A 24,599-nucleotide genomic window follows, 5' to 3' on the forward strand; every position below is an offset into this window, starting at 1 on the left:
CCATGCCATCCCCTACCCGCCGCCAGCTTCTGGCTTCCCTTGCCGTCGCTCCGCTGTCCGTGGCTGCCCAGCCGGCGCCGTGGCCGTCCAATCCCATCCGCATCGTCGTCGCCTATCCGGCCGGCGGTGTGAGCGACGTGGTGGCGCGTGCGCTGGGCGACAAGCTCTCCGCGCGGCTGGGCACGCCCGTGGTGGTGGAGAACAAGGCGGGCGCGGGCGGCACGATCGGTATGGACATGGTGGCCAAGGCGGCCCCGGACGGCTACACGCTGGGCTTTTCCGCCATCAGTCCGCTGGTGCTCAATCCGCACCTGGGCAAGCCCCCGTTCGACCCGGCGCGCGACATCGCGCCCGTGGCCAGCGTGATGTATTCGCCGGTGCTGCTGCTGGGCACGCAGGCCACCGCCGCACGGGACTTCCGCCAGCTGCTGGCGGCGGCCAAGGCCAAGCCGGGCGACGTGCGCTGGGCGACGTCGGGCTTGGCCTCGCTGGGCCACATCATGCTGGAGCACATCATGCAGGGCAGCGGCGTGCAGATCACGCACGTGCCCTACAAGGGCGGCGGCCAGCAGCTCAACGACGCGCTCTCCGGCCAGTTCGAAGTGCTCTCCACCAATGCCGGCCCGGCGGTGATGCAGCACATCAAGGCCGGCAAGCTGCATCCGCTTGCCGTGGGCGCGCCCAAGCGCCTGCAGGCGCTGCCCGACGTGCCCACGCTGGCCGAGCTGGGCTTGCCCGCGGCCAACCTGACGTCGGTGTTCGGTATCTTCGCGCCCGCCAAAACGCCCGCGCCGGTGCGCGAGCGGCTCAATGCCGAGATCAACCACGCGCTGGCGCTGCCCGACATCCGGGCGCGGCTGGAGGCGTCCGACAACGTGCCCACGGGCGGCACGGCGGCCGAGTTCGCACGCCAGATCGCGCAGGAGTCCGAGAGCAACGCGCGCATCATCCGCGCGGCGAATATCCGCCTGGATTGATCAGTCGTCGCCCTGCAGGTTCTCAGCCCAGGCCAGGGCCTGCAGGTGGGCCCAGTTGACCTGCCGGTTGGACAGGTGCAGCGCCTCCGCTGTGCGGGCGAAGGTGACGTCGTCCCCGCTTTCGCAGGCCTTGGTCAGCTCCAGGAAGGGGGCGAACACGCCCTGGTTGTGCAGCAGCGCGTCCAGCACGGACTGGGGCAGGGCCACGGTTTCGAGCGCACGCTCCAGCGGCACGCCGAGCATGGTGTCCAGCAGCGAGAACACGCCGACCACGAAGGCGTTGTCGCACTCCTCGGGCGGCAGCAGCTCGGCCGCCAGCAGCTCCATGAGGCGCCCGCGCACCACGGCGGTCTGGCCTACGGCAGGCGGCGAGCCGCTGGCGCGCGAGGTGGTCATGAGCAGCGCGGCCCAGCGGAACAGCTTCTTGAGCCCCAGGATCATCACCGCGTGGCGGAACGAGGTGATCTCGCACGACAGGCCGAAGCCCGAGGAGTTGATGAAGCGCAGCAGGTTGAAGGACAGCGTCGGGTCCTTCTTGAGCAGGTCCTCGATCTCGGCCGTGCTGGCTTGTTTGCGCACCAGGTTGATGAGCTGGATGATGGTGGCCTGCGAGGGGCGGATGGTCTGCGCCTTCACCACGGACGGCTGCGCGAACCAGTAGCCCTGGAACAGCTTCACCCCCAGGGCGGCCATGCGCTCGTGCTGCTCGGCCGTCTCCACCTTTTCCGCCACCAGCGTGGCCTGGGTGTGGGCGCGCGCGAATTTCACCAGCGGTTCGGCCAGCTCGGGCTTGAAGGCCTGCATGTTGAGCTTGATGAACGAGGCCAGCGGCAGCCAGCTCGCATAGGCGCGGCGCAGCACGCTCTGGTTGAAGGCCACGCGAAAGCCCCGCGTGCGCAGGGCGTGGAGCACGGGGATCTGCGCCTCGATCTGCTCGGGCGTGGCGTCGGCCGCGAGGACGGGTACTTCCAGCACCACTTTCTCGGGGTGGATCAGCTCGAGGTGGGCGCCGGCCAGGCTGTCGTGCGTGCAGTTGATGAACACCGTCTTGCGGCCCACCAGGGCCTCGGTGCCGGCGTAGGAGAGGGCGTTGAACAGCAGCGCCGCGTCGCTCGCGGCCGTGTGCGCATCGGCCGCGGTGGAGCGGTCGAACAGCTCGTAGCCGAAGACGGCGCGGTGCTCGTCCAGGATGGCCTGGCGGGCGATGATGACCAGGTTCTCGGCGCCCGTGCCTGCATCCTGCGGGGAGGGCGGCGCGAGGGTTGTCTCTGCGGAATCGGGGGTGCTCGACATGGTGGGCCTCTGGGGCAAGGGACTCTGGATGATTTTAGGAATGTGCCAGCTGGTCGGCCCAGGCCAGCGCCTGCAGGTGCGCCCAGTTGATCTGCTGGTTGGAGAGCTTGAGCGACTGCGCCGCGTGGTCGAAGGCGCTGTCGTTGCTGGTTTCGCAGGCCTCCACGAGGGTGAGCAGCTCGCCGAACACGCCCTGGCGGTGCAGCAGCGCGTCGTCCACCCCGTCGGGCATGTGCAGCAGGCCCACGGCGGAGGCCAGTGGCATGCCCAGCATCTGGTCGAGCATGGAGAAGATGCCGATGACGAAGGCCTTGTCCGCCTCCTCGGGCGGCAGGAATTCCTGGGCCAGCAGCTCCATGAGCCGCCCGCGCACCACGGCGGTCTGGCCCACGGCGGGCGGCGTGCCGCCGCTGCGCATGGCCGTCAGCAGCAGGGCGGCCCAGCGGAAGAGCTTTTTAAGGCCGAGCAGCAGCACCGCCTGGCGGAAGGACGTGACCTCGTGCGCCAGCCCCAGGCCCGCGGAGTTGATGAGCCGCATGAGGTTGAAGGCCAGGCCCGCATCCTTCTTGAGCACTTCCTCGATCTCGGCGGTGGAGGCCTGGCTGCGCACCAGGTTCAGCAGCTGCACGATGCTGGCCTGCGTGGGAGTGAGCAGCTTGGCCTCGATCAGCGCCGGGCGCGAGAACCAGTAGCCCTGGAAGAGCTGCACGCCCAGGGAGGACACCATGTCGTATTGCTGCGCGGTCTCGATCTTCTCGGCGATCAGCTCGGCTTGGGAGTGGCGGCCGGCGTAGTTGATGAGCACGGCCACCTGGTCCGGCGCCAGCACCGACAGGTCGAGCTTGATGTAGTCCGCCAGCGGCAGCCAGGGCGCGTAGGCCGATTCCAGCACCGTGTGGGTGAACGCCAGGTGGAAGCCCCGCGCGCGCAGGCCTGCCAGGATGGGCAGGCGTGCGGCCACTTCGTGGTTGGCGGTATGGCCGAGCGCGGGGATCTCCAGCACCACCTTGTCGGGGTTCACCAGCTCCAGGTGCCCGCCAGCCAGACTCTCGTGGGTGCAGTTCACGAAGATCAGCATCTTGCCCACCAGCTCTTCCGTGCCCGCGTGGGACAGGGCGGTGAAGACCAGGATCACGTCGCTGGCCGCCGTGTGCGCGCCGTGGGAGCGGGAGCGGTTGAAGAGCTCGTAGCCCACCACCGCCTGCTGGCCGTTCATGATGGCCTGGCGCGCGATCATCGCGCCGCTGGTGCCGCCGGCTGCCGGGCTGGAAGGGGGAGGAGGGGCGTTAGGCGATGTGGACATGGACAGGCAGGAAACGGTGAGCGGGCGCCACGCGCCGCGCGGATACCGGAGGCATTGTAGGAAAAGAACGCGGCCTAGCCGTGCTGCAGCCAGAGCATCTCCGCCTCGGTGAAGCCCGCCGCGCGCCGCGCCGCCTCGTTGAGCGGCGGCTTGGGGCGTGGCGCCTCGTGGCGCTGCACCAGCACGGCGTAGTGCGCCACCGGGTCCAGACCCTCGCGCTCGCACAGCCAGCCGTACCAGTGGTTGCCGATGGCCACGTGGCCCACCTCCTCACGCAGGATGACATGAAGGATGTCCACGGCCGCCAGCGCGTCGGGCGTGCCCACGTTGCGCAGCTTGTGCTGGATCAGCGGCGTGGCGTCCAGGCCGCGCGCCTCCAGCGTGCGCGGCACCAGGGCCATGCGCGCCACGATGTCGTGGGCCGTCTTCTCGCACATGCTCCACAGGCCCTGGTGCGCGGGAAAGTCGCCGTAGTCGTGGCCCAGGTGCGTGCGCAGGTGGCCCTGCAACAGGCGGAAGTGCCGGGCCTCTTCACCGGCCACGCGCAGCCAGTCCAGGTAGAACTGGCGGGGCATGCCGGGAAAGCGCCAGACGGCGTCCAGCGCGAGGTTGATGGCGTTGAACTCGATGTGGGCGATGGCGTGGACCAGCACCGCGCGCCCCTCGGCCGTGGCCGGCGAGCGGCGCGCCACGGCCGTGTGGTGCCGCAGCTCGGGCCGCACAGGGTGGCCGGGCAGGGGCTGGTTGGGGGTGAGTGCTGCGTCGAATGCTATTGAAAGCGTAGCTGCCTGCGCTTGCAGGTCAAGCGCTGCAGTCGATTTTTGTTCAGGGTCCGTCAGGCACAAGACCTGCAGGGCACGTTGGCGAAGCTCCATCCCTACAATTCTAGGTTTCCCCCACATGGAGACAACGGCGATGGCGCTCTACGAACTGGATGGCACGGCACCGCAGGTGGCCGCATCGGCCTGGGTGGCCGACAGCGCGCAGGTCATGGGCAACGTGTCGGTGGGCGAGGACGCCAGCGTCTGGTTTGGCACCGTGGTGCGCGGCGACTGCGAGAGCATCGCCATCGGCGCGGGCTCCAACGTGCAGGATGCCAGCGTGCTGCATGCCGACGTGGGCAAGCCGCTGGTGATCGGCGAGCGCGTCACCGTGGGCCACCAGGTCATGCTGCACGGCTGCACCATCGGCGACGAGTCGCTGATCGGCATCGGCGCCATCGTGCTCAACGGCGCCAGGATCGGCAAGAACTGCCTGGTAGGCGCCGGCTCGCTGGTCACCGAGGGCAAGGAATTCCCCGACGGCTCCATGATCCTGGGCAGCCCCGCCAAGGCGGTGCGCCAGCTCACGCCCGAACAGATCGAAGGCCTGCGCCAGAGCGCGCAGCATTACATCGAGAACGCGCGCCGCTTCCGTGGCGGACTGCGCAAGATCGGCTGAAAGACGAAGTGTCCGAACTCCACAAGTTTCTATTCGACGGCTTGCCCGTGCGCGGCATGGTCGTGCGCCTGACCGATGCCTGGACGGAGCTGCTGGCCCGCCGCGCCGGTAACACCGAAACGGGGCCCTATGCCCCGCCCGTGGCTGAGCTGCTGGGCGAGATGGCCGCCGCGGGCGTGCTGATGCAGTCCAACATCAAGTTCAACGGCGCGCTGGTGCTGCAGGTGTTCGGCGACGGCCCGGTCAAGCTGGCCGTGGCGGAGGTGCGCTCCGACCTGGGCCTGCGCGCCACCGCCACCGTGGCGGGCGAACTGCCGGTGGATGCGCGGCTCCCCGACATGGTGAACGTGGGCGGCGGCGGGCGCTGCGCCATCACGCTGGACCCGCAGGACCGCCGGCCCGGCCAGCAGCCCTACCAGGGCGTGGTGCCGCTGCATGGCGACCGGGGCGAGAAGCTGCACCGCCTCTCCGACGTGCTGCAGCACTACATGCTGCAGTCCGAACAGCTCGACACCACGCTGGTACTGGCCGCCAACGACCAGGTGGCGGCCGGCCTGCTGATCCAGCGCATGCCGATCAAGGGCGAGGGCAACCTGGGCGCCATGACCGCCGCCGAGAACGAGGATGCCATCGGCCGCAGCGAGGACTACAACCGCATCGCCACGCTGGCCGCGAGCCTCACGCGCGAGGAACTGCTCACGCTGGACGTGGACACCATCCTGCGCCGCCTGTTCTGGGAGGAGAAGCTGCTGCGCTTCGCCCCGCGCCAGGGGGCGGACGGCCCGCGCTTTTCCTGTACCTGCAGCCGCGAGCGCGTGGGCAACATGCTGCGCAACCTGGGCGCCGAGGAGGTCGAGAGCATCCTGGCCGAGCGCGGCAACGTGGAGGTGGGCTGCGAATACTGCGGCCAGCAGTACCACTTCGACCCGGTGGATGCGGCGCAGCTCTTCACCGAGCCGGGCAAGCAGCCGCCTGCGACGTCGCGGGTGCAATAAACCTCAGTACTCGCGCAGCGCCGTGAACAGACGGTGCTCGCACTCGGGGTCGCTGCATTTCTCGCAGCCCCAGGGACGCAGGCGCTGTTTTGAATGAAATCGGGCCTCAGCGCTTTCTGGTAAAGCGCAAGCAGCTATTAAATCAATAGCTTCCAGCGCGCTGCGCAGTTGCGAATCCGGCGGGCCGTGCAGCACCTGGTGCGCCACGCCCGCCTGCAGGAGCGCGGCACGCAGCTGCATCTCGCGGGCAGCGGGGCTGGGCAGTGCGCAGAGCAACGTTAATTGAAAGCCGGGGCCGGGCGGCCCGGTGACGACTTCGGTGCGGGCGAGCGGCCGTGCCTCGTGCAAACCCCGCGCCAGCGCCGCACAGGCCCCGCCATCGGCGCCTGTCACCGCTATGCGCAGATCAGCGGCGGGCCGGAGTGACATGCACGTAGATCTCGCCCGGCTTGACCATGCCGAGTTCGCTGCGCGCCTTTTCCTCGACCATCTCCAGCCCGTCCTTGAGGTCCTGCACCTCGGCGGCCAGGTGCTCGTTGGCCTGGCGCGCCTGGGCGTTGGCCGCCTGCTGCGCGGCGATCTGGCGGCGCATGTCCTCCACGTGGCCCACGCTGCCGCGCCCCGTCCACAGCTGCGCATGGATGCCCACGAGCAGCAGCAGCAGGAACAGCGGGACGATGCGTGAGCCCATGGGTTAACCCTGCGAGCGGGGTTTCGCCGCCGGGCCGCCCCAAGGCGCTCTGAACCGCTTGGCGGTCAGCCCCGGCAGGGAAACGCGGCCCCCTCGGGGGGCAGGGAGCCACACGCAGTGGGCGACCGTGGGGGCCATTACTTCAGGTTGTAGAACGCGTCGCGGCCGGGGTAGTGGGCGATGTCGCCCAGGTCTTCCTCGATGCGCAGGAGCTGGTTGTACTTGGCGATGCGGTCGGAGCGGCTGAGCGAGCCGGTCTTGATCTGCCCCGCGTTGGTGCCCACGGCGATGTCGGCGATGGTGGAGTCTTCCGTCTCGCCCGAGCGGTGCGAGATCACGGCGGTGTAGCCCGCGCGCTTGGCCATCTCGATGGCGGCGAAGGTCTCGGTGAGCGTGCCGATCTGGTTGATCTTGATGAGGATCGAGTTGCCGATGCCCTTGTCGATGCCTTCCTTGAGGATCTTGGTGTTGGTCACGAACAGGTCGTCGCCCACGAGCTGCACGTTCTTGCCCAGGCGCTCGGTGAGGATCTTCCAGCCGTCCCAGTCGCCCTCGGCCATGCCGTCCTCGATGGAGATGATGGGGTACTTGTCGCACCACGTGGCGAGCATGTCCGTCCACTGCTGGGCGCTGAGGCGCAGGCCGCCTTCGCCTTCGAGCACGTACTGGCCGTCCTTGAAGAACTCGCTGGCGGCGCAGTCCAGGCCCAGGGCGATCTGCTCGCCCGCCGTGTAGCCGGCGGCCTCGATGGCCTGCAGGATGAGCTGGATCGCGGCCTCGTGGCTGTCCACGCTCGGGGCGAACCCGCCCTCGTCGCCCACGGCGGTACTCATGCCCTTGTCGTGGATGATCTTCTTGAGCGCGTGGAACACTTCGGCGCCCCAGCGCACGGCCTCGCGGAAGCTCGGCGCGCCCACGGGGATGATCATGAATTCCTGCAGGTCCAGGCTGTTGTTGGCGTGCGCGCCGCCGTTGATGACGTTCATCATCGGCACGGGCAGCTGCATGCCGCCCATGCCGCCCAGGTAGCGGTACAGGGGCAGTCCGGATTCCTCAGCGGCGGCGCGGGCCACGGCCATCGAGACGGCGAGCATGGCGTTGGCGCCCAGGCGGCTCTTGTTGTCGGTGCCGTCCAGGTCGATCAGGGTCTTGTCGAGGAAGGCCTGCTCGGAGGCATCGAGGCCCAGCACGGCCTCGCTGATCTCGGTGTTGATGTGCTCCACGGCCTTGAGAACGCCCTTGCCCAGGTAACGGCTCTTGTCGCCGTCGCGCAGCTCGATGGCTTCGCGGCTGCCGGTGGACGCGCCGCTGGGCACGGCGGCGCGGCCCATCACGCCGCTTTCCAGCAGCACGTCGCATTCGACGGTGGGATTGCCGCGGCTGTCCAGCACTTCGCGGCCTACGATGTCAACGATGGCACTCATGGTTTCCTCTTTGTAGGGAAGTTTTTAATCGAATCGGGCTCCAGCGCTTGACAGGCAAGCGCTGGAAGCTATCAAACAAGTAGCGTCACAGACCTTCCACGCACACCAGCCGCATGATGGCCGCGCCCTCGCGCGCGGCGCGGGCCTTGCCGTATTCGGGCGAGTGGTAGAACGCCTTGGCGGCCTCGAAGCTCGGGAACTTGGCGATCACCACGCGCTCGGGCGTCCAGTCGCCTTCCATCACCTCGACCTGGCCGCCGCGCACGCAGATCTCGGCCTTGTGCGCCTCGAAGGCGGCCGTGCTCCACTTCTTGTATTCCTCGTACTGCGCGGGGTTGGTGACGCGTACGTTGGCGATGACGTATCCACTGGGCATGTCTCAGGCTCCAAAGTTGTTTTCGAGAAAACCGTTCTGCTTGGTCACGTCATCCAGCGCGACCAGGGTTTCGAGCAGCGCGCGCATGTGCTTGAGCGGCACGGCGTTCGGCCCGTCGGACCAGGCCTCTGCCGGGCACGGGTGGGTTTCCATGAACAGGCCCGCCACGCCCACGGCCACGCCCGCGCGGGCCAGCACGGGCACCATGTCGCGCGCCCCGCCGCTCACGGCGCCCAGGCCTCCGGGCTTTTGCACCGAGTGGGTCACGTCGAACACCACGGGCGCGCCGGAGTTGCGCATCTCGGCCAGGCTGGTCATGTCGGCTACCAGGTTGTTGTAGCCGAAGCTCACGCCGCGCTCGCAGGCAAGGAAGCGGTCCTCCGACAGGCCCGCCTCGCGCGCAGCGGCGCGGGCCTTGTCGATCACGTTCTTCATGTCCCAGGGCGCGAGGAACTGGCCCTTCTTGATGTTCACCGGCTTGCCGGACTGGGCCACGGCGCGGATGAAATCGGTCTGGCGGCACAAGAACGCGGGCGTCTGCAGCACGTCCACCACGCTAGCGACCTCGGCCACCTGCGACGCGTCATGTACGTCGGTCAGGATGGGCAGCTGCAGCTGGCGGCGCACTTCGTCGAGGATCTTGAGCCCCGCATCCAGCCCCAAGCCGCGCTGGCTGGCGCCCGACGAGCGGTTGGCCTTGTCGAACGAGCCCTTGTAGATCAGCGGGACGCCCAGGGCGCCGCACGCTTCCTTGAGCTGACCGGCCACGTCCAGCGACATCTGCAGGCTTTCGATGGAGCAGGTGCCCGCGATGAGGAAGAAACGGTGTTCCAGGCCGACGTCGAAGCCGCAGAGTTGCATGGTGGTCAAGCCTTTTTCTGATGCGCCACGGCCGCCTTCACGAAGGCGTTGAACAGCGGGTGGCCATTCCAGGGCGTGGATTTGAACTCGGGGTGGAACTGCACGCCGATGAACCAGGGGTGGACTTCGCTGGGCAGCTCGACGATCTCGGTCAGGTGCTCGCGCTGGGTGAGTGCGGAGATCACCAGGCCCGCCTTGCGCAGCTGTTCGAGGTACTGCACGTTGGCCTCGTAGCGGTGGCGGTGGCGCTCGGTGACCACGTCGCCGTAGATGCTGTGGGCCAGCGTGCCGGGCTGCACGTCGGAGCTTTGCGCGCCCAGGCGCATGGTGCCGCCCAGATCGGAGTTGGCGTCGCGCGTCTTGATCGTGCCGTCCTCGTCCTTCCATTCGGTGATGAGGGCGATCACGGGGTGCTTGCAGTGCGCGTCGAACTCGGTGGAGTTCGCGCCGTCCAGGCCCGCCATGTGGCGCGCGTACTCGATGGTGGCCACCTGCATGCCCAGGCAGATGCCCAGGTAGGGCACCTTGTGCTCGCGGGCATACCTGGCGGTACTGATCTTGCCTTCCACGCCGCGCGAGCCGAAGCCGCCGGGCACCAGGATGGCGTCGTAGGCCCCCAGCTGCTGCGCGGCGTTGGCGTCGGTGATGGTTTCCGAATCCACGTGGGTGATCTTCACGCGCACGTGGCTCTGCATGCCGGCGTGCTTGAGCGCCTCGTTGACGGACTTGTAGGCGTCCGACAGCTCCACGTACTTGCCCACCATGGCGATCTGCACCTCGCCTTGCGGATGCTCGGTCTCGCGCACCAGGTCGTCCCAGCGCTTGAGGTTGGCGGGCGGGGTGTTCAGGCGCAGCTTGTCGCAGATCAGGCCGTCCAGGCCCTGCTCGTGCAGCATGCGCGGCACCTTGTAGATGGTGTCCACGTCCCACATGCTGATCACGCCCCACTCGGCCACGTTGGTGAACAGGGAAATCTTCTCCCGTTCTTCCTCGGGCACGGCGTGGTGCGCACGGCACAGCAGCGCGTCGGGCTGGATGCCGATCTCGCGCAGCTTCTGCACCGTGTGCTGCGTGGGCTTAGTCTTGAGTTCGCCCGCCGTGGCGATCCAGGGCAGGTAGGTCAGGTGCACGAAGGCCGAGTTGTTGGGGCCGAGCTTCAGCGAGAGCTGGCGCACGGCTTCGAGGAAGGGCAGCGACTCGATGTCGCCCACCGTGCCGCCGACCTCGCAGATGGCCACGTCCACCGCGTCGGGTGTGCCGATGCCCGCGCCGCGCTTGATGAATTCCTGGATCTCGTTGGTGACGTGCGGGATCACCTGCACCGTCTTGCCCAGATAGTCGCCGCGGCGCTCCTTCTCCAGCACGCTCTGGTAGATGCGGCCCGTGGTGAAGTTGTTGGCCTGCTTCATGCGCGTCTCGATGAAGCGCTCGTAGTGGCCCAGGTCGAGGTCGGTCTCCGCCCCGTCGTCGGTCACGAAGACCTCGCCGTGCTGGAAGGGAGACATGGTGCCCGGATCGACGTTGATGTACGGATCGAGCTTGATGAGGGTGACTTTGAGACCCCGCGATTCGAGGATCGCGGCAAGGGAGGCTGAGGCGATTCCCTTGCCCAGGGAAGACACCACACCGCCGGTGACGAAGACAAATTTGGTCATGTCTTTTTTGGTGGTGGGAAATCGGGATTATAGAAGTCCCGCTCCCGCACGCCCGGTCTGCCAGAATGCGCCCCCATGAATGCACTTGCTGGCAAACACATCGTTTTGGGCCTCTCCGGCGGCGTGGCCTGTTACAAGTCCGCCGAGCTCGCCCGGCTGCTGGTGAAGGCCGGCGCCACGGTGCAGGTCGTGATGACGGAGGCGGCCGAGCGGTTCATCACGCCCGTGACCATGCAGGCGCTCACGGGCCGGCCCGTCTACGGCTCGCAGTGGGATGCGCGCGAGCCCAACAACATGCCGCACATCAACCTGAGCCGCGAGGCCGATGCGATCCTCATCGCGCCGTGCAGCGCCGATTTCGTCGCGCGGCTCGTGCAGGGCCGCGCCGACGAACTACTCTCCCTGCTGTGCCTCGCGCGCCCTATCGCGCGCGTGCCGTTGCTGCTCGCTCCCGCGATGAACCGCGAGATGTGGGCCCATCCCGCAACGCAGCGCAACCTCGCCCAGGTGGCGCAGGACGGCGCCACCGTGCTCGGCGTGGGCAACGGCGACCAGGCCTGCGGCGAGACGGGCGACGGCCGCATGCTGGAGGCCGAGGAGATCATGGAAGAGCTGGCCGCCTTCTTCGCGCCCAAGCGGCTCGCGGGCCAGCACGTGCTCATCACGGCCGGGCCCACGTTCGAGGCCATCGACCCGGTGCGCGGCATCACCAACCTCTCCAGCGGCAAGATGGGCTTCGCCATCGCCCGCGCGGCGCGCGAGGCCGGGGCCGAGGTCACGCTGGTCGCCGGGCCGGTGCACCTGCCCACGCCGCGCGGCGTGCGGCGCATCGACGTGCGTTCAGCACAAAATATGCTTGAAACCGTTGCTGGACAAGCGCAAGAAGCTACTATTTTCATAGCGACGGCGGCCGTGGCCGACTGGCGGCCGGCCAATGCCGCCGACCAGAAGATCAAGAAGGACAGCTCGGGCCAGGTGCCTCAGCTCTCCTTCGTGGAGAACCCCGACATCCTCGCCACCATCGCGCAATCGGAACGCGCGCGCGCCGGCCAGCTCTACTGCGTCGGCTTCGCGGCCGAGAGCGAGAACCTTTTGGCCCACGCCAGTGCCAAGCGCGTGCGCAAGGGCGTGCCGCTGCTCGTGGGCAACATCGGCCCGGCGACCTTCGGCCAGGACGACAACGCGCTGCTGCTCATCGACGAGAACGGCAGCCACGAACTGCCGCGCGCGAGCAAGGCCGAGCTGGGCCGCCAGCTCGTCACCGAGATCGCCCGGCGCCTGAACACTTCCTCATGAAAATCGACGTCAAGATCCTCGATCCGCGCATGGCGGATCAACTGCCCGCCTATGCCACCCCTGGCAGCGCGGGGCTCGACCTGCGTGCGTGCATCGACGCGCCGCTGACCCTGGAGCCCAACGCCTGGCAGCTCGTGCCCACGGGCATCGCCATCTACCTGAAGGACCCCGGCTACGCCGCGCTGATCCTGCCGCGCTCGGGCCTGGGGCACAAGCACGGCATCGTGCTCGGCAACCTCGTGGGCCTGATCGACAGCGACTACCAGGGCCAGCTCATGGTCAGCGCCTGGAACCGCAGCGACACGGCCTTCACGCTGCAGCCCATGGAGCGGCTGGCGCAGCTGGTCATCGTGCCGGTGGTGCAGGCACAGTTCAACGTGGTGAGCGAGTTCCCCGCGAGCGAGCGCGGCGAGGGTGGCTACGGCTCAACCGGCAAGCACTGAAGGGCCGCAGGCGTAGGCCTGGGCTTACGAACCGCGTGCGCCTGGAACTACGGCGCGCGCGGCGATCGCCCGGCGCCAGCCTGGAGGGCGGGGTGCTGCAATGGACGCATAGCGCATTCCAGTGAATGCGAGGAGTGAACCATGCGCAACCCTTCCCGTTTTGCATCCCTGTGCGTGGCGGTGGGCCTGTCAGGCCTGCTCGCGGCCTGTGGCCAGCAACCGCGTAGCTATGGCCCGGAATACGTCGGCCAACCCGCCCCCGGCTACCAGGCCTATCCCGATCGCGGCATCGAATACGGCTCGGTGCTCTACATCGAAGGGATGCAGGCCCAGAACCGCACCAGTGGCGCTGGCGCCATCCTCGGCGCGGTGGTAGGCGGCGTGCTGGGCAACCAGGTCGGCGGCGGCACCGGCCGGGCTGCGGCTACCGCCATCGGCGCCGTGGGCGGCGCCGTGGCCGGCAACGCCATCGAGGGGCGCAACAGCCGCACCGAATACGACACCTACCGCATCACCGTCCGGCTGGACCAGGGCGGCCAGCGCGTCTACGACGTGCCTTCGCCTGGCGACCTGCGCCCCGGCGACCGGGTGCGGCTGGACGGCGGCCAGATATCGCGCATGTAAGCCGCGTCAGTGCAGCAGGCCGCTGCCTGGCGCCTGCGGCTGGATGCGGAAGAAGCCGGTGCCGGCGGAGCCGCGTCCGATTTCTTCCTCGGTAGCTTCGCGCACGCCGTGCACCTTGAGCTGCAGGCGCAGCGCGATCCCAGCCAGCGGGTGGTTGCCGTCGAGCACCACATGGTCGGGGTAGAGCTGGGCCACGGTGTAGAGCGCATCGCGTGGCGCCTCGGGGTTCATGCCATGGGGCAGGGCGCTGCCCTCGAAGGTCATGCCTTCCTCGATGTCCGCCGGGAAGAGCGGGCGGGGTTCCAGGAACAGCAATTGGTCCTGGTAGTCGCCGAAAGCCTCTTCCGGCTCTAGGTGCAAGGAGAGTTCTGCGCCCACGCCGTGGCCTTGCAGGGCCTGTTCGATGCGTGCGAGCAGGTCGTCCCCGCCGACCAGGAATTCCACGGGATCGTCGAGCACGTCGAGCTCCTCGCCCAGCGTGTCTTTCAAGATCCAGGTCAAGGCGACCACACATTGTTCGGTAATTTCCATAAGAGAATTGTCGCTTATGGACATTCAACAACCATCGCCCCTGCTCGCAGGCCTGAGCCCGGCGCAGTTCATGCAGCGCCACTGGCACAAGAAGCCGCTCCTCGTGCGGCAGGCCATCCCGGGCTTCAAGCCCCCTGTCGGGCGTGCGGCGCTGTTCGAACTGGCTGCGCGCGAGGAGGTCGAATCCCGCTTCATCCAGCATCTGGACGGCCGCTGGCGTCTGCGCCACGGCCCGCTCGCACGGCGTTCCTTGCCACCGCTGGGCACGCGCGAATGGACGGTGCTGGTGCAGGGCGTGGACCTGCACAACGAGGCCGTGCATGCGCTGCTGCAGCAGTTCCGCTTCGTGCCGCAGGCGCGGCTGGACGACCTGATGATCAGCTATGCCAGCGACGGCGGCGGCGTGGGCCCGCACTTCGACAGCTACGACGTCTTCCTGCTGCAGGCCCACGGCCGGCGGCGCTGGCGCATCGGGCGCCAGAAGAATTTCGCGCTGCGCGACGGCCTGCCGCTGAAGATCCTGGAGCAGTTCGAGCCCGAGGAGGAATACGTGCTGGAGCCGGGCGACATGCTGTACCTGCCGCCGCGCTGGGCCCACGATGGCATCGCCGAGGGAGAGTGCATGACCTACTCCATCGGTTTTCGTTCGCCCAACCGCGCGGATCTGGCCCATGAGGTGCTGCTGCGCATGGCGGACGCGGCGGTGGACGAGGAGGATTCGCCCATCTACCGTGACCCGCGCCAGCCGGCCGTGTCCGCCTCGGGCGCCATTCCGCAGGAATTGCAAACCTTCGCGCGCGATGCGGTGCGCCGTGCCCTGGAGGAGCCGCTGGCACTGGAGCGTGCACTGGGTGAAGCCCTGACCGAGCCCAAGCCCAACGTCTGGTTCGAGCCCTCGGCATCCGCAGGCATGATGGAATGCGTGGTGCTCGACCGGCGCACGCGCATGATGTACGACGCCAGGCACGTCTTCATCAACGGCGAGAGCTACCGCGCCGCCGGGCGCGATGCCACGCTGATGCAGCGGCTGGCGGACCAGCGCCGCCTGGACGCGCGGGACCTGGCCCGTGCGAGCGATGCGGCGCTGGAGCTGCTGTCGTCCTGGTGCGAGGCCGGCTGGGTGCATGCCAGCTCCCCGGCCTGAGGCCGCAGCACAAGGAGCAGGGCATGACCGATACCGATACCATCCCGCTGCCCAGCGGGCGCTTCGAGGGCCGGGAGGCCTTCCAGCAGCTGGTGCGCGATGCCCTGCAGTGCGCGGCGCGTGAGGACTGGCCCGAGCTGGTGTTCAGCGATGCCAATTTCCACGACTGGCCGCTGGGCGAACGCGCTGTGGCCGACGCGCTGCAGCAATGGTCGCGCACGGGCCGGCGCTTCACCCTGCTTGCGGCAGATTTCAGCGAGATCGTGCGCCGGCACGCCCGTTTCGTGCAGTGGCGGGTGCGCTGGGACCACATCATCGTGTGCCGCAGGGCTGCTGCCGACCCGCTGGACCTGCCCAGCGCCATCTGGTCGCCGGGCTGGGTGTTGCAGCGCCATGACCCGGTGCGCTGCGTCGGCGTGACCGGGCGCGAGCCCGACAGGCGCGTGCTGCTGCGCGAGGCTTTGAACGAATGGCAGGAGCGCAAGAGCAGCCCGGGTTTCCCGGCCACCGTGCTGGGGCTGTGACGCGGCACGGGCGCCATTTGTAACAGGGGTTGCCAGATCCTAGTATTAACCAGTATTGACGAAACCTCCCTATAATTTCGACCCGGTATAGCCCCAGGGTGCACCGCAAGAATGCGCCCGCGCCGGGTTCACCGCTGCAAGAGGCGGACGCCGGCATTTTCATAACAATCACCTGTCATCTGTCCAACCAAGGAAACCGACATGAAAAACTCCGTCGTTCTGGCCGCCCTGATCGCTGCTGCCGCTCTCGCCGCTTGCGGCAAGAAGGAAGAGCCCGCTCCGGCACCCGCACCCGCGCCCGTGGAAGCACCTGCCCCCGCGCCTGCTCCGGAACCCGCTCCCGCGCCCGCAGAAGCGCCTGCCTCCGCAGACGCACCGGCTGCCGCCAACGACGCTGCCGCTGACGCCGCCAAGGCCGCTGCCGATGCAGCTGCCGCAGCCGCTACCGGCGCCGCTTCCGAAGCCAAGTAATCCGCTGGCCTCTCCGCTTCCCGTGCTCCTCTCCGGAGCGCAGGACGCAAAAAAAAGCCCCGAGCCGTCAGGCCGGGGCTTTTTGTTTGGGCCGGTGCCGGGTCTACTTCAGGTCGTCGGCAAGCACGCGCACGATGCGCTCGGCATTGGCGGACGACTCGGGGGCGCCTGCCGCGTTCAGCACCGAGACGGTGCTCTGGCTGCCTTCGCTGCGCACCACGATGCGGTACTTGAGCGGCGCGGCCGCATCCGGCGAGCGGCCGAAGAGCTTGCTGAAGAAGCCCTGTTCCTTCTTCTCGGTGGGCGCGACATAGCGCACGAAGTACACGCCCTGGCTGCGGTCGCGGTCTTCCACGGTGAAGCCGGTGCGGTCCAGCGACACGCCCACGCGGCGCCATGCGCGGTCGAAATTCTCGTCGAGCTGCACCACCGGCACGCCGCTCGCCGTGGCCATGCGGGCCGAGGGTGCCGGGGGCACGACGGCGGCCGCTGCCGCCTTGGACTGCTCCTCGCTCACGCCCAGCTTGACCATCAGGCGGCGCAGGAACTCGGTTTCCAGCTCGGGATCGGCGGGACGCGGCTGCCAGATCGTGCTGTCCTTCTGCGCGGTGCTGTAGACCTCGACCATGCCGCGGTGGCTGACGTAGATCTCGGTGCGGCCGTCGGAGGCGCGCTCCAGGCGTGTGCGGAACTTGTCGCGCTCGCCGGTGGAATAGAGCGAATCGAAGACCTTGCCGATGGTGGAGCGGATGATGTCCTGCGGCAGCTTGGCGCGGTTCTCAGCCCAGTCGGTCTCGAGCAGGCCCAGGTTGGGCTGCTCCAGCGTATAGACGAAGCCGTTTTCGAGCCAGAAGTCGCGCACCGGCTCCCAGAGCTGGTCGGCCGGGCGGTCCACCACCAGCCAGCGCTGGTTGCCGTCGCGCTCGATGCGCACGTCTCCGATGGCTTGGGGCGCGGCATTTGCCGCACCGCGCGGCTGCTGGGCCTGGCCGGCCTCGAAGGCCGCGGCGGACACCACGCCGCCGGGCACGGTGTAGCGCGTGTCGCGCGAGAGCTGGCTCAGGTCCGGCGGCACTTCCAGCGATGCGCCCTTGGTGGCGCTTTTGTAGTCGATCTTGTCGCTCTCCAGCACGGAGCAGGCAGACAGGGTCACGGCAAGGCCCAGCAGGCCCAGGCGGGTGGTAGCGTTCACGCGAATATCCTTGGAACGTGTTACAGCAGGCCGGCGGCGCGCAGGGCGCCTTCCACCACGGCCTCGTTGCTCTGGGCCAGCGGCGTCATGGGCAGGCGCAAGGCGCCGCCGCACAGGCCCATGCGCTGCATGGCCCACTTGACGGGGATGGGATTGGCCTCGACGAAAAGATGCTTGTGCACGGGCAGCAGGCGGAACTGGATCTCCATGGCCTTGCGCGCATCGCCCGCGATGGCGGCCGCGCACAGCTCGTGCATCAGGCGCGGCGCCACGTTGGCGGTGACGCTGATGTTGCCCTGGCCGCCGCACAGCATGAGCGCCACGGCCGTCGGGTCGTCGCCCGAATAGACGGCGAAGCCCTTGGGCACGTCGCGGATCAGCCACTGCGCGCGCTCGATGTTGCCCGTGGCCTCCTTGATGCCCACGATGCCCGGCACCTGCGTGAGGCGCAGCACGGTCTCGTGGTGCATGTCGGCCACCGAGCGGCCGGGCACGTTGTAGAGCACCATCGGCAGGTCGCCCACGGCTTCGGCGATGGCCTTGAAGTGGCGGTACTGGCCTTCCTGCGTGGGCTTGTTGTAGTAGGGCACCACCTGGAGCTGGCTGTCGGCGCCCACCTTCTTGGCGAAGCGGGCCAGCTCGATCGCCTCGGCCGTGGAGTTGGCGCCGCAGCCGGCCATCACGGGTACGCGCCCGGCCGCCTGTTCGACCGACACGCGGATGACCTCGCAGTGCTCCTCCACGTTCACCGTGGGCGATTCGCCCGTGGTGCCCACGACGCCCAGGCAATCCGTGCCCTCCTGGATGTGCCAGTCGATGAGCTTGCGCAAGGTGGGGTAATCGACGCTGCCGTCGTCGTGCATGGGAGTGACGAGGGCGACGATGCTGCCCGTGAGGGTGGCGCTGGGAGAGGTCATGTCCGCGTTCAAAAACGGTAAAGGGGCATTCTAACTAGGGCGGGTTCGCGCACGGCGGCGATGCGCTGCACGAAGCGCGCGGGGTCGTCGAGGAAGCCGTTTTCGTAGGCCACCACCCGCAGACTCTCGCAGGCGTGCAGAAGTTCACCGGGGCGCAGCAGGAACTCGGGCCGCGCGGGCCGCCCCACGGTTTCGTTGCCCTGGGAGAAGGTCTCGTAGAGCAGCACGCCGCCGGGGGCCACGCTCTCCACGATGGTGGGCAGCAGCGGGCGCCAGAGGTAGTTGGTGACCACCACGCCGTCGAAGCGCCGGCCGGGCAGGGGCCAGGGGCCGTTCTCGATGTCGGCCTGGATCGCTTCGCCCATCGGTGCTACTGCTTCAATAGCTGCTTGCGCTTGATCCACGCCGGTTACAGGGTGATTTCGCGCTGAAAACCAGCGCATGTGGCGTCCCGCGCCGCAGGCCACGTCGAGCACCGTGCCGCCTTCGGGCACGAGGTGCGACCAGCGCTGGATCCAGTCGGACGCGGTCAGAAGCAGCTCCAGAGCTGATCGGCCAGCGACAGCATGAAATCCGGCTGCGCGTACATGCCGAAGACGGCCAGCAGCACCAGAAGCGCCACCGCGCCTGCCAGCCATTTCCGGTGTGTGCGGGTCATGGCGTCAGGCTGCCTGCGGGGCGGCGCGGGGGATGGCGCTCTCGCGCACGGGCAGGTTCACCAGGCCCGCGAAGATGCCCAGCGCGATGGCCAGGTACCAGACGATGTCGTAGCTGCCCGTGCGGTCGTACAGGTAGCCGCCGAGCCACACGCCCAGGAAGCTGCCGATCTGGTGGCTGAAGAACACGAAGCCGCTGAGCATGGACAGGTGCTGCACGCCGAAGATCTGCGCCACCGTGGCGTTCGTGGGCGGCACGGTGGACAGCCACAGCGCGCCCATCACGGCCGAGAACACGTAGACCGACAACGGCGACAGCGGCACCAGCAGGAAGATGGTGATGACCACGGCGCGCGCGAAATAGATGAAGGCCAGGATGTGGCGCTTGGGCATGCGCTGGCCCAGCGTGCCCGCCGCATAGGTGCCGAACACGTTGAACAGGCCGATCAGCGCCAGCGCGTAGCTCGCCACCTGCACCGACAGGCCGTGGTCGCGCAGGTAGCTGGGCATGTGCACACCGATGAACACCACCTGGAAGCCGCAGACGAAGTAGCCCGCCGTGAGCAGCAGGAAGCTGCGGTAGCGCAGCGCCTCGGCGAACGCCTGGCGCACGGTCTGCGTACGTTTCATGGGCGCGCTGCCGTGGAAGCCCGGCTCGCGCAGCCCCCAGGCCAGCGGCACGATGAGCAGCACCATGGCCGAGAGCGCCAGCAGCGCCGTCTTCCAGCCCAGGTGCAGGATGAGCTGGCCTTCCAGCGGCATCATCAGGAACTGCCCGAACGAGCCTGCCGCCGCCGCCACGCCCATGGCCCACGAGCGCTTGTCGGCCGGCACCTGCCGCCCCAGCACGCCGTAGATGATGGCGTAGGTCGTGCCCGCCTGCGCCGCGCCCAGCAGCACGCCGGTGGTCAGCGTGAACAGCAGCGGCGAGGGCGACAGCGCCATGCCCGCCAGCCCCAGCGCGTAGAGCACCGCCCCGCCGATGAGTACGCGGAAGGCTCCGAACTTGTCGGCCACCATGCCGCCGAAGATGCCGAACAGGCCCCAGGCCAGGTTCTGCACGGCGATCGCCAGCGCGAAGGTCTGGCGCGTCCAGTCCATCTCCTGCGTGATGGGCTGCAGCCACAGGCCGAAACCATGGCGGATGCCCATGGAGAGGGTGACGATGGCGCCACCGCACAGCAGCACCTGCGCCAGCGGGAGTTTTCGGGTTTCGTTGTGCATCCGGCGAATGTAGCGAAAAGCCGCGGCGTCCGCTCGCGAGGGGCGGTTGAACTGGTTTTATATCCAGCCCTACAATCCGCCGCCTATGGCAGTCAAACCCGCATCCCCGAGCGACTATTCCGAAGGCTCGATCCGCGTTCTCAAAGGGCTGGAGCCGGTCAAGCAGCGACCCGGCATGTACACCCGCACCGACAACCCGCTGCACATCCTGCAGGAGGTGATCGACAACGCCGCCGACGAGGCGCTGGCCGGCCACTGCAAGCGCATCAAGGTCACGCTGCACGCCGACGCCTCGGTCAGCGTGGAGGACGACGGCCGGGGCATCCCCTTCGGCCTGCATCCTGACGAGGGCGCACCCGTTATCGAGCTGGTGTTCACCCGCCTGCACGCGGGCGGCAAGTTCGACAAGGGCAAGGGCGGCGCCTACAGCTTCTCGGGCGGCCTGCACGGCGTGGGCGTCTCCGTCACCAACGCCCTCGCCACGCGGCTGGAGGCCACCACGCACCGCGAGGGCCAGGCCGCGCGCATCGTTTTCTCGGGCGGCGACGTGACCGAGCCGCTGGCCGCGCGCCCCCTGCAGCAGGGCGAGCGCAAACAGGGCACCACCGTGCGCGTGTGGCCCGACGCCAAGTATTTCGAATCCGCCAGCCTGCCGATGGGCGAGCTGATGCACCTGCTGCGCAGCAAGGCCGTGCTGATGCCCGGCGTCACCGTGCAGCTCATCGACGAGAAGAAGAAGGACACGCAGACCTGGCAGTACAAGGGCGGCCTGCGAGACTACCTGGGCCAGACGCTCACCGTCGATCCGGTGATCCCGCTGTTCGAGGGCGAGGGCTTCGCCGACCGCCACAGCGAGAGCTTCGCCGAAGGCGAGGGCGCCGCATGGTGCGTAGCCTTCACCGAAGACGGCGCGCCCGTGCGCGAGAGCTACGTCAACCTCATCCCCACCAGCGCGGGCGGCACGCACGACGCGGGCCTGCGCGATGGCCTGTTCAACGCGGTCAAGAGCTTCATCGAGCTGCATTCGCTGCTGCCCAAGGGCGTCAAGCTCATGCCTGAGGACGTGTTCGCGCGCGCTTCCTACGTGCTCAGCGCCAAGGTGCTCGACCCGCAGTTCCAGGGCCAGATCAAGGAGCGCCTGAACTCGCGCGACGCCGTGCGCCTGGTCAGCGGCTTCGTGCGCCCCGCGCTCGAACTCTGGCTCAACCAGCACGTGGAATACGGCAAGAAGCTGGCAGAGCTCGCCATCAAGGCCGCGCAGACCCGCCAGCGCGCGGGCCAGAAGGTCGAGAAGAAGAAGGGCTCCGGCGTGGCCGTGCTGCCCGGCAAGCTCACCGACTGCGAAAGCCGCGACCTGGCCTACAACGAGGTGTTCCTGGTCGAGGGCGACTCCGCCGGCGGCAGCGCCAAGATGGGCCGCGACAAGGAGAACCAGGCCGTGCTGCCGCTGCGCGGCAAGGTGCTCAACACCTGGGAGGTGGATCGTGATCGCCTGTTCGCCAACACCGAAGTGCACGACATCTCGGTGGCCATCGGCGTCGATCCGCACGGCCCTCATGATTCGCCCGACCTGAGCGGACTGCGCTACGGCAAGGTCTGCATCCTGTCCGACGCCGACGTGGACGGCTCCCACATCCAGGTGCTGCTGCTCACGCTGTTCTTCCGCCACTTCCCCAAGCTGATCGACGCGGGCCACATCTACGTCGCCCGCCCTCCGCTGTTCCGCGTGGACGTGCCCGCGCGCGGCAAGAAGCCCGCCGCCAAGATGTACGCGCTGGACGAGGGCGAGCTGGAAGCCATCCTCGACAAATGCGCCAAGGACGGCGTGCCGCGCGAGAAGTGCCAGATCAGCCGCTTCAAGGGCCTGGGCGAGATGAACGCCGAGCAGCTCTGGGAAACCACGCTCAATCCCGACACACGCCGGCTGCTGCCCATCCAGCTGGGCGCATTCGACTTCGGTGCCACCGAAGGCCTCATCACCAAGCTGATGGGCAAGGGCGAGGCCGCCTCGCGCCGCGAGCTGATGGAGCTGCACGGCGACGCGGTCGAAGTCGATATCTAAGTCTTTTTGGCCTCCAGCGCTTTCCTATCAAGCGCTGGTAGCTCCTGATTCAATAGCATGAGCGATCAACCCACACTCGATCTTTCCGCGCCGCAGGACGACGGCGACCGCCTGGAACTCGCGGGCTACGCCCAGCGCGCCTACCTCGAATACGCCCTCAGCGTGGTCAAGGGCCGCGCGCTGCCCGACGTGTGCGACGGCCTCAAGCCCGTGCAGCGGCGCATCCTCTATGCGATGGATCGCATGGGGCTGGGCTTCAACGGCAACACCGCCGCCAAGCCGGTCAAGAGCGCCCGCGTGGTCGGCGACGTGCTGGGCCGCTTCCACCCGCACGGCGACCAGTCGGCTTACGACGCGCTGGTGCGCCTGGCACAGGATTTCAACCAGCGCTACCCGCTGATCGATGGCCAGGGCAATTTCGGCTCGCGCGACGGCGACGGCGCCGCGGCCATGCGCTACACCGAGGCGCGGCTTGCCAGGATCACCGGCCTGCTGCTCGACGAGATCGACCAAGGCACGGTCGATTTCATGCCCAACTACGACGGCAGCACGCAGGAGCCGCGCCAGTTGCCCGCGCGCCTGCCGTTCGCACTGCTCAACGGCGCGAGCGGCATCGCCGTGGGCCTGGCGACGGAAATCCCGAGCCACAACCTGCGCGAGGTGGCCGATGCCTGCGTGGCGCTGGTCAAGAAGCCGCAGTTGGCCGACGAAGAACTGTTCGCGTTGATCCCCGGCCCGGACTATCCCGGCGGCGGGCAGGTCATCAGCGCGGCGAGCGACATCCAGGACGCCTACCGCACCGGGCGCGGCAGCCTCAAGGTGCGCGCGCGCTGGAAGATCGAGGAACTCGCGCGCGGCCAATGGCAGATGGTGGTGACGGAGCTGCCGCCCGGCGTTTCCACCGCCAAGGTGCTCGAGGAGATCGAGGAGATCACCAATCCCAAGATCAAGGCCGGCAAGAAGACCTTGAGCCAGGAGCAGACCCAGCTCAAGGCCGCGCTGCTCGCGCTGCTCGACGGCGTGCGCGACGAGTCGAGCAAGGATGCGCCGGTGCGCATCGTCATCGAGCCCAAGACTGGCAAGGTGCCGCAGCAGGATCTCATCACCACGCTGCTCGCCCACACCAGCCTGGAGACCTCGGCGCCCATCAACCTCACGATGGTGGGGCTGGACGGCAAGCCCGTGCAGAAGTCGCTGCGGCAGATGCTGGAGGAGTGGATCGCCTTCCGCCAGACCACTATCGCGCGGCGCTCGCAGCACCGCTTGAACAAGGTGCTGGAGCGCATCCACATCCTCGAAGGGCGGCAGATCGTGCTGCTCAACATCGACGAGGTGATCGCCATCATCCGCGCGAGCGATGAGCCGAAGGCGGCGTTGATCGCGCGCTTCAACCTCTCCGACCGGCAGGCCGAGGACATCCTCGAAATCCGCCTGCGCCAGCTCGCGCGGCTGGAAGCCATCAAGATCGAGCAGGAGCTCAAGGAGCTGCGCGAGGAGCAGGGCAAGCTGGAGGACATCCTGGCCAACCCCGCCTCGCTGCGCCGCCTGATGGTCAAGGAGATCGAGGCGGATGCCAAGCAGTTCCAGGATGCGCGTCGCACGCTGATCCAGGCCGAGAAGAAGGCCGTGGCCGAGGTGAAGGTGCTCGACGAGCCGGTCACCGTGGTCGTCTCCGAAAAAGGCTGGGTGCGCGCACGCCAGGGCCACGGGCACGAGGCCGGCAGCTTCGCCTTCAAGGCGGGCGACGGGCTCTACGGTACCTTCGAGTGCCGCACGATCGATACGCTCATCGTCTTCGGCAGCAACGGGCGCGTGTACTCGGTAGCCGTCGCCAGCCTGCCGGGCGGGCGCGGCGACGGGCAGCCCATCACCACGCTGATCGAGCTGGAGGCGGGCACGCAGCCGGTGCACTACTTCGCCGGGCCGGGCAATGCGGCGCTGCTGCTGGCGGGCTCGGGCGGGTACGGGTTCCTGTCCACCGTGGAACACATGACGGCGCGCAACCGGGGCGGCAAGGCCTTCGTCGCTTTAAGCGAGGGCGAGCGGCTGTGCCGGCCGTCGCACGCCGCGTTCACCAGTGGAAGCCAGGCCATCGTGCCCGCCACGCACGTGTGCTGCGCGTCCGCGGGCGGGCGCATCCTCACGTTCGAGATCGGCGAGCTCAAGCTCATGGAGAAGGGCGGGCGCGGCCTCATGCTGATCGACCTGGAGCCCAAGGACACCCTGGCGGGCGCGGCGGCCTATACGCGCAGCGTGCGCTTCGCGGGCGTGGGCCGTGGCGGCAAGCCGCGCGAGGAGCAGCTCGAGATCCGCAGCCTCAACAACGCGCGCGCCGTGCGCGGGCGCAAGGGCAAGGCGGCCGACCTGGGCTTCAAGCCCACCGAGGTGCTGCGCGTGGAATAGGCTATCGCTCTGCTTGTTGCGTTTGGTAGCATGCATGCAACGCTGCACCGCAGGGGCGCGGTGCGTTGCACACAAAACCCCACCCGACAAGGAGCGA

26 protein-coding genes are annotated in these 24,599 nt (G+C 68.2%); 11 read left to right on the forward strand and 15 right to left on the reverse strand.

The features are described from left to right. Positions 1-2 precede the first annotated feature (2 nt). Positions 3-977 carry a tripartite tricarboxylate transporter substrate binding protein gene (locus AVS7_RS02540; protein WP_020226945.1) on the forward strand — a complete coding sequence of 325 codons (975 nt, stop codon included), beginning with the start codon at positions 3-5 and terminating at the stop codon, positions 975-977. Here the strand turns inward: AVS7_RS02540 and AVS7_RS02545 are convergent, their stop codons facing one another. The 3 genes from AVS7_RS02545 to AVS7_RS02555 all read right to left on the reverse strand — a co-directional run bounded on the left by AVS7_RS02545 (position 978) and on the right by AVS7_RS02555 (position 4,448). Continuing rightward, the gene (locus tag AVS7_RS02545; protein ID WP_020226946.1) at positions 978-2,270 is read right to left on the reverse strand and encodes an EAL and HDOD domain-containing protein; all 1,293 of its coding nucleotides are present in this window, start codon (positions 2,268-2,270) and stop codon (positions 978-980) included. 34 nt (positions 2,271-2,304) lie between these two features. Further along, positions 2,305-3,573: an EAL and HDOD domain-containing protein gene (locus AVS7_RS02550; protein ID WP_034689799.1), complete on the reverse strand. Its 1,269-nt coding sequence runs from the start codon at positions 3,571-3,573 to the stop codon at positions 2,305-2,307. A 74-nt stretch (positions 3,574-3,647) separates the two neighbouring features. Next, entirely contained in the window at positions 3,648-4,448 is an 801-nt protein-coding gene (locus tag AVS7_RS02555; RefSeq protein ID WP_034689800.1) for a ferritin-like domain-containing protein, read from the reverse strand. Positions 4,449-4,488: 40 nt separating this feature from the next. Between AVS7_RS02555 and AVS7_RS02560 the strand changes: the two genes are divergently transcribed. Together AVS7_RS02560 and AVS7_RS02565 are read left to right on the forward strand one after the other, a co-directional pair. Further along, the gene (locus AVS7_RS02560; RefSeq protein WP_020226949.1) at positions 4,489-5,013 is read left to right on the forward strand and encodes a gamma carbonic anhydrase family protein; all 525 of its coding nucleotides are present in this window, start codon (positions 4,489-4,491) and stop codon (positions 5,011-5,013) included. Positions 5,014-5,021: 8 nt separating this feature from the next. Beyond that, positions 5,022-6,008 (forward strand): Hsp33 family molecular chaperone HslO, encoded by a 987-nt coding sequence (locus AVS7_RS02565; protein ID WP_020226950.1) that lies wholly within the window; start codon positions 5,022-5,024, stop codon positions 6,006-6,008. A gap of 3 nt (positions 6,009-6,011) precedes the next feature. On the opposite strand, the gene AVS7_RS02570 is transcribed toward AVS7_RS02565, so the two are convergent. From AVS7_RS02570 to AVS7_RS02595, 6 genes are all read right to left on the reverse strand, one after another. Beyond that, entirely contained in the window at positions 6,012-6,401 is a 390-nt protein-coding gene (locus AVS7_RS02570) for a hypothetical protein (protein WP_024000837.1), read from the reverse strand. A gap of 13 nt (positions 6,402-6,414) precedes the next feature. Continuing rightward, positions 6,415-6,699, reverse strand: a complete 285-nt coding sequence (locus tag AVS7_RS02575; RefSeq protein ID WP_020226952.1) for a septum formation initiator family protein — start codon at positions 6,697-6,699, stop codon at positions 6,415-6,417. A gap of 137 nt (positions 6,700-6,836) precedes the next feature. Further along, a complete protein-coding gene (gene eno / locus AVS7_RS02580) occupies positions 6,837-8,123 on the reverse strand; it encodes a phosphopyruvate hydratase (protein WP_020226953.1) in 1,287 nt (428 codons plus the stop codon). An 85-nt stretch (positions 8,124-8,208) separates the two neighbouring features. Continuing rightward, positions 8,209-8,499, reverse strand: coding sequence for a DUF1330 domain-containing protein (locus tag AVS7_RS02585; RefSeq protein ID WP_020226954.1), 291 nt, complete (start codon positions 8,497-8,499; stop codon positions 8,209-8,211). Between the two features lie 3 nt (positions 8,500-8,502). Beyond that, positions 8,503-9,360, reverse strand: coding sequence for a 3-deoxy-8-phosphooctulonate synthase (kdsA, locus tag AVS7_RS02590; RefSeq protein WP_024000838.1), 858 nt, complete (start codon positions 9,358-9,360; stop codon positions 8,503-8,505). A 5-nt stretch (positions 9,361-9,365) separates the two neighbouring features. Further along, positions 9,366-11,015, reverse strand: a complete 1,650-nt coding sequence (locus tag AVS7_RS02595; RefSeq protein WP_020226956.1) for a CTP synthase — start codon at positions 11,013-11,015, stop codon at positions 9,366-9,368. 75 nt (positions 11,016-11,090) lie between these two features. Between AVS7_RS02595 and coaBC the strand changes: the two genes are divergently transcribed. The 3 genes from coaBC (at position 11,091) to AVS7_RS02610 (ending at position 13,378) form a co-directional block, all read left to right on the forward strand. Beyond that, a complete protein-coding gene (gene coaBC / locus AVS7_RS02600) occupies positions 11,091-12,311 on the forward strand; it encodes a bifunctional phosphopantothenoylcysteine decarboxylase/phosphopantothenate--cysteine ligase CoaBC (RefSeq protein WP_024000839.1) in 1,221 nt (406 codons plus the stop codon). Continuing rightward, a complete protein-coding gene (dut, locus tag AVS7_RS02605; protein WP_020226958.1) occupies positions 12,308-12,754 on the forward strand; it encodes a dUTP diphosphatase in 447 nt (148 codons plus the stop codon). The genes coaBC and dut overlap by 4 nt, the downstream gene beginning before the upstream one ends. Before the next feature lie 141 nt (positions 12,755-12,895). Further along, positions 12,896-13,378, forward strand: coding sequence for a glycine zipper 2TM domain-containing protein (locus AVS7_RS02610; RefSeq protein WP_020226959.1), 483 nt, complete (start codon positions 12,896-12,898; stop codon positions 13,376-13,378). 6 nt (positions 13,379-13,384) lie between these two features. Here the strand turns inward: AVS7_RS02610 and AVS7_RS02615 are convergent, their stop codons facing one another. After that, positions 13,385-13,909, reverse strand: coding sequence for a peptidylprolyl isomerase (locus tag AVS7_RS02615; protein WP_024000840.1), 525 nt, complete (start codon positions 13,907-13,909; stop codon positions 13,385-13,387). 16 nt (positions 13,910-13,925) lie between these two features. Here AVS7_RS02615 and AVS7_RS02620 point away from each other — a divergent pair, with 16 nt between their 5' ends. The 3 genes from AVS7_RS02620 to AVS7_RS23445 all read left to right on the forward strand — a co-directional run bounded on the left by AVS7_RS02620 (position 13,926) and on the right by AVS7_RS23445 (position 16,048). Then, positions 13,926-15,053, forward strand: coding sequence for a JmjC domain-containing protein (locus AVS7_RS02620; protein ID WP_020226961.1), 1,128 nt, complete (start codon positions 13,926-13,928; stop codon positions 15,051-15,053). Positions 15,054-15,076: 23 nt separating this feature from the next. Further along, complete coding sequence (locus AVS7_RS02625; RefSeq protein ID WP_020226962.1) at positions 15,077-15,577, forward strand: hypothetical protein; 501 nt, start codon at positions 15,077-15,079, stop codon at positions 15,575-15,577. A gap of 201 nt (positions 15,578-15,778) precedes the next feature. Continuing rightward, on the forward strand, positions 15,779-16,048 hold the full coding sequence (locus AVS7_RS23445) for a hypothetical protein (RefSeq protein WP_020226963.1): 270 nt from the start codon (positions 15,779-15,781) through the stop codon (positions 16,046-16,048). Positions 16,049-16,151: 103 nt separating this feature from the next. On the opposite strand, the gene bamC is transcribed toward AVS7_RS23445, so the two are convergent. The 5 genes from bamC to AVS7_RS02645 are packed head-to-tail and all read right to left on the reverse strand — an operon-like array spanning position 16,152 to position 20,037. Beyond that, positions 16,152-17,240 carry an outer membrane protein assembly factor BamC gene (gene bamC, locus AVS7_RS02630; RefSeq protein ID WP_020226964.1) on the reverse strand — a complete coding sequence of 363 codons (1,089 nt, stop codon included), beginning with the start codon at positions 17,238-17,240 and terminating at the stop codon, positions 16,152-16,154. Between the two features lie 20 nt (positions 17,241-17,260). Continuing rightward, positions 17,261-18,157 (reverse strand): 4-hydroxy-tetrahydrodipicolinate synthase, encoded by an 897-nt coding sequence (dapA, locus tag AVS7_RS02635; protein WP_020226965.1) that lies wholly within the window; start codon positions 18,155-18,157, stop codon positions 17,261-17,263. Between the two features lie 8 nt (positions 18,158-18,165). Further along, positions 18,166-18,690 (reverse strand): bifunctional 2-polyprenyl-6-hydroxyphenol methylase/3-demethylubiquinol 3-O-methyltransferase UbiG, encoded by a 525-nt coding sequence (locus AVS7_RS02640; RefSeq protein WP_034689856.1) that lies wholly within the window; start codon positions 18,688-18,690, stop codon positions 18,166-18,168. Beyond that, entirely contained in the window at positions 18,687-18,815 is a 129-nt protein-coding gene (locus tag AVS7_RS25325; protein ID WP_020226967.1) for a hypothetical protein, read from the reverse strand. Before AVS7_RS25325 ends, AVS7_RS02640 begins: the two co-directional genes overlap by 4 nt. Positions 18,816-18,819: 4 nt before the next feature. Beyond that, positions 18,820-20,037, reverse strand: coding sequence for an MFS transporter (locus AVS7_RS02645; RefSeq protein ID WP_020226968.1), 1,218 nt, complete (start codon positions 20,035-20,037; stop codon positions 18,820-18,822). Positions 20,038-20,122: 85 nt separating this feature from the next. On the opposite strand from AVS7_RS02645, the gene AVS7_RS02650 reads away from it, so the two are divergent. Then, complete coding sequence (locus AVS7_RS02650) at positions 20,123-22,099, forward strand: DNA topoisomerase IV subunit B (protein WP_024000841.1); 1,977 nt, start codon at positions 20,123-20,125, stop codon at positions 22,097-22,099. A 57-nt stretch (positions 22,100-22,156) separates the two neighbouring features. Next, positions 22,157-24,502 (forward strand): DNA topoisomerase IV subunit A, encoded by a 2,346-nt coding sequence (parC, locus tag AVS7_RS02655; RefSeq protein ID WP_020226970.1) that lies wholly within the window; start codon positions 22,157-22,159, stop codon positions 24,500-24,502. Positions 24,503-24,599 lie beyond the last annotated feature (97 nt).

Source organism: Acidovorax sp. MR-S7, assembly GCF_000400995.2.
Lineage (GTDB): Bacteria > Pseudomonadota > Gammaproteobacteria > Burkholderiales > Burkholderiaceae_C > MR-S7.

Excerpts from the sequence above, each read along its gene's own strand:
- AVS7_RS02540 (WP_020226945.1), top strand. The coding sequence starts at position 3 with ATGCCATCCCCTACCCGCCGCCAGCTTCTGGCTTCCCTTGCCGTCGCT.
- AVS7_RS02545 (WP_020226946.1), bottom strand. The coding sequence starts at position 2,270 with ATGTCGAGCACCCCCGATTCCGCAGAGACAACCCTCGCGCCGCCCTCC.
- AVS7_RS02550 (WP_034689799.1), bottom strand. The coding sequence starts at position 3,573 with ATGTCCACATCGCCTAACGCCCCTCCTCCCCCTTCCAGCCCGGCAGCC.
- AVS7_RS02555 (WP_034689800.1), bottom strand. The coding sequence starts at position 4,448 with ATGGAGCTTCGCCAACGTGCCCTGCAGGTCTTGTGCCTGACGGACCCT.
- AVS7_RS02560 (WP_020226949.1), top strand. The coding sequence starts at position 4,489 with ATGGCGCTCTACGAACTGGATGGCACGGCACCGCAGGTGGCCGCATCG.
- AVS7_RS02575 (WP_020226952.1), bottom strand. The coding sequence starts at position 6,699 with ATGGGCTCACGCATCGTCCCGCTGTTCCTGCTGCTGCTGCTCGTGGGC.
- eno (WP_020226953.1), bottom strand. The coding sequence starts at position 8,123 with ATGAGTGCCATCGTTGACATCGTAGGCCGCGAAGTGCTGGACAGCCGC.
- AVS7_RS02585 (WP_020226954.1), bottom strand. The coding sequence starts at position 8,499 with ATGCCCAGTGGATACGTCATCGCCAACGTACGCGTCACCAACCCCGCG.
- kdsA (WP_024000838.1), bottom strand. The coding sequence starts at position 9,360 with ATGCAACTCTGCGGCTTCGACGTCGGCCTGGAACACCGTTTCTTCCTC.
- AVS7_RS02595 (WP_020226956.1), bottom strand. The coding sequence starts at position 11,015 with ATGACCAAATTTGTCTTCGTCACCGGCGGTGTGGTGTCTTCCCTGGGC.
- coaBC (WP_024000839.1), top strand. The coding sequence starts at position 11,091 with ATGAATGCACTTGCTGGCAAACACATCGTTTTGGGCCTCTCCGGCGGC.
- dut (WP_020226958.1), top strand. The coding sequence starts at position 12,308 with ATGAAAATCGACGTCAAGATCCTCGATCCGCGCATGGCGGATCAACTG.
- AVS7_RS02610 (WP_020226959.1), top strand. The coding sequence starts at position 12,896 with ATGCGCAACCCTTCCCGTTTTGCATCCCTGTGCGTGGCGGTGGGCCTG.
- AVS7_RS02615 (WP_024000840.1), bottom strand. The coding sequence starts at position 13,909 with ATGGAAATTACCGAACAATGTGTGGTCGCCTTGACCTGGATCTTGAAA.
- AVS7_RS02620 (WP_020226961.1), top strand. The coding sequence starts at position 13,926 with ATGGACATTCAACAACCATCGCCCCTGCTCGCAGGCCTGAGCCCGGCG.
- AVS7_RS02625 (WP_020226962.1), top strand. The coding sequence starts at position 15,077 with ATGACCGATACCGATACCATCCCGCTGCCCAGCGGGCGCTTCGAGGGC.
- AVS7_RS23445 (WP_020226963.1), top strand. The coding sequence starts at position 15,779 with ATGAAAAACTCCGTCGTTCTGGCCGCCCTGATCGCTGCTGCCGCTCTC.
- dapA (WP_020226965.1), bottom strand. The coding sequence starts at position 18,157 with ATGACCTCTCCCAGCGCCACCCTCACGGGCAGCATCGTCGCCCTCGTC.
- AVS7_RS25325 (WP_020226967.1), bottom strand. The coding sequence starts at position 18,815 with ATGACCCGCACACACCGGAAATGGCTGGCAGGCGCGGTGGCGCTTCTG.
- AVS7_RS02645 (WP_020226968.1), bottom strand. The coding sequence starts at position 20,037 with ATGCACAACGAAACCCGAAAACTCCCGCTGGCGCAGGTGCTGCTGTGC.
- AVS7_RS02650 (WP_024000841.1), top strand. The coding sequence starts at position 20,123 with ATGGCAGTCAAACCCGCATCCCCGAGCGACTATTCCGAAGGCTCGATC.
- parC (WP_020226970.1), top strand. The coding sequence starts at position 22,157 with ATGAGCGATCAACCCACACTCGATCTTTCCGCGCCGCAGGACGACGGC.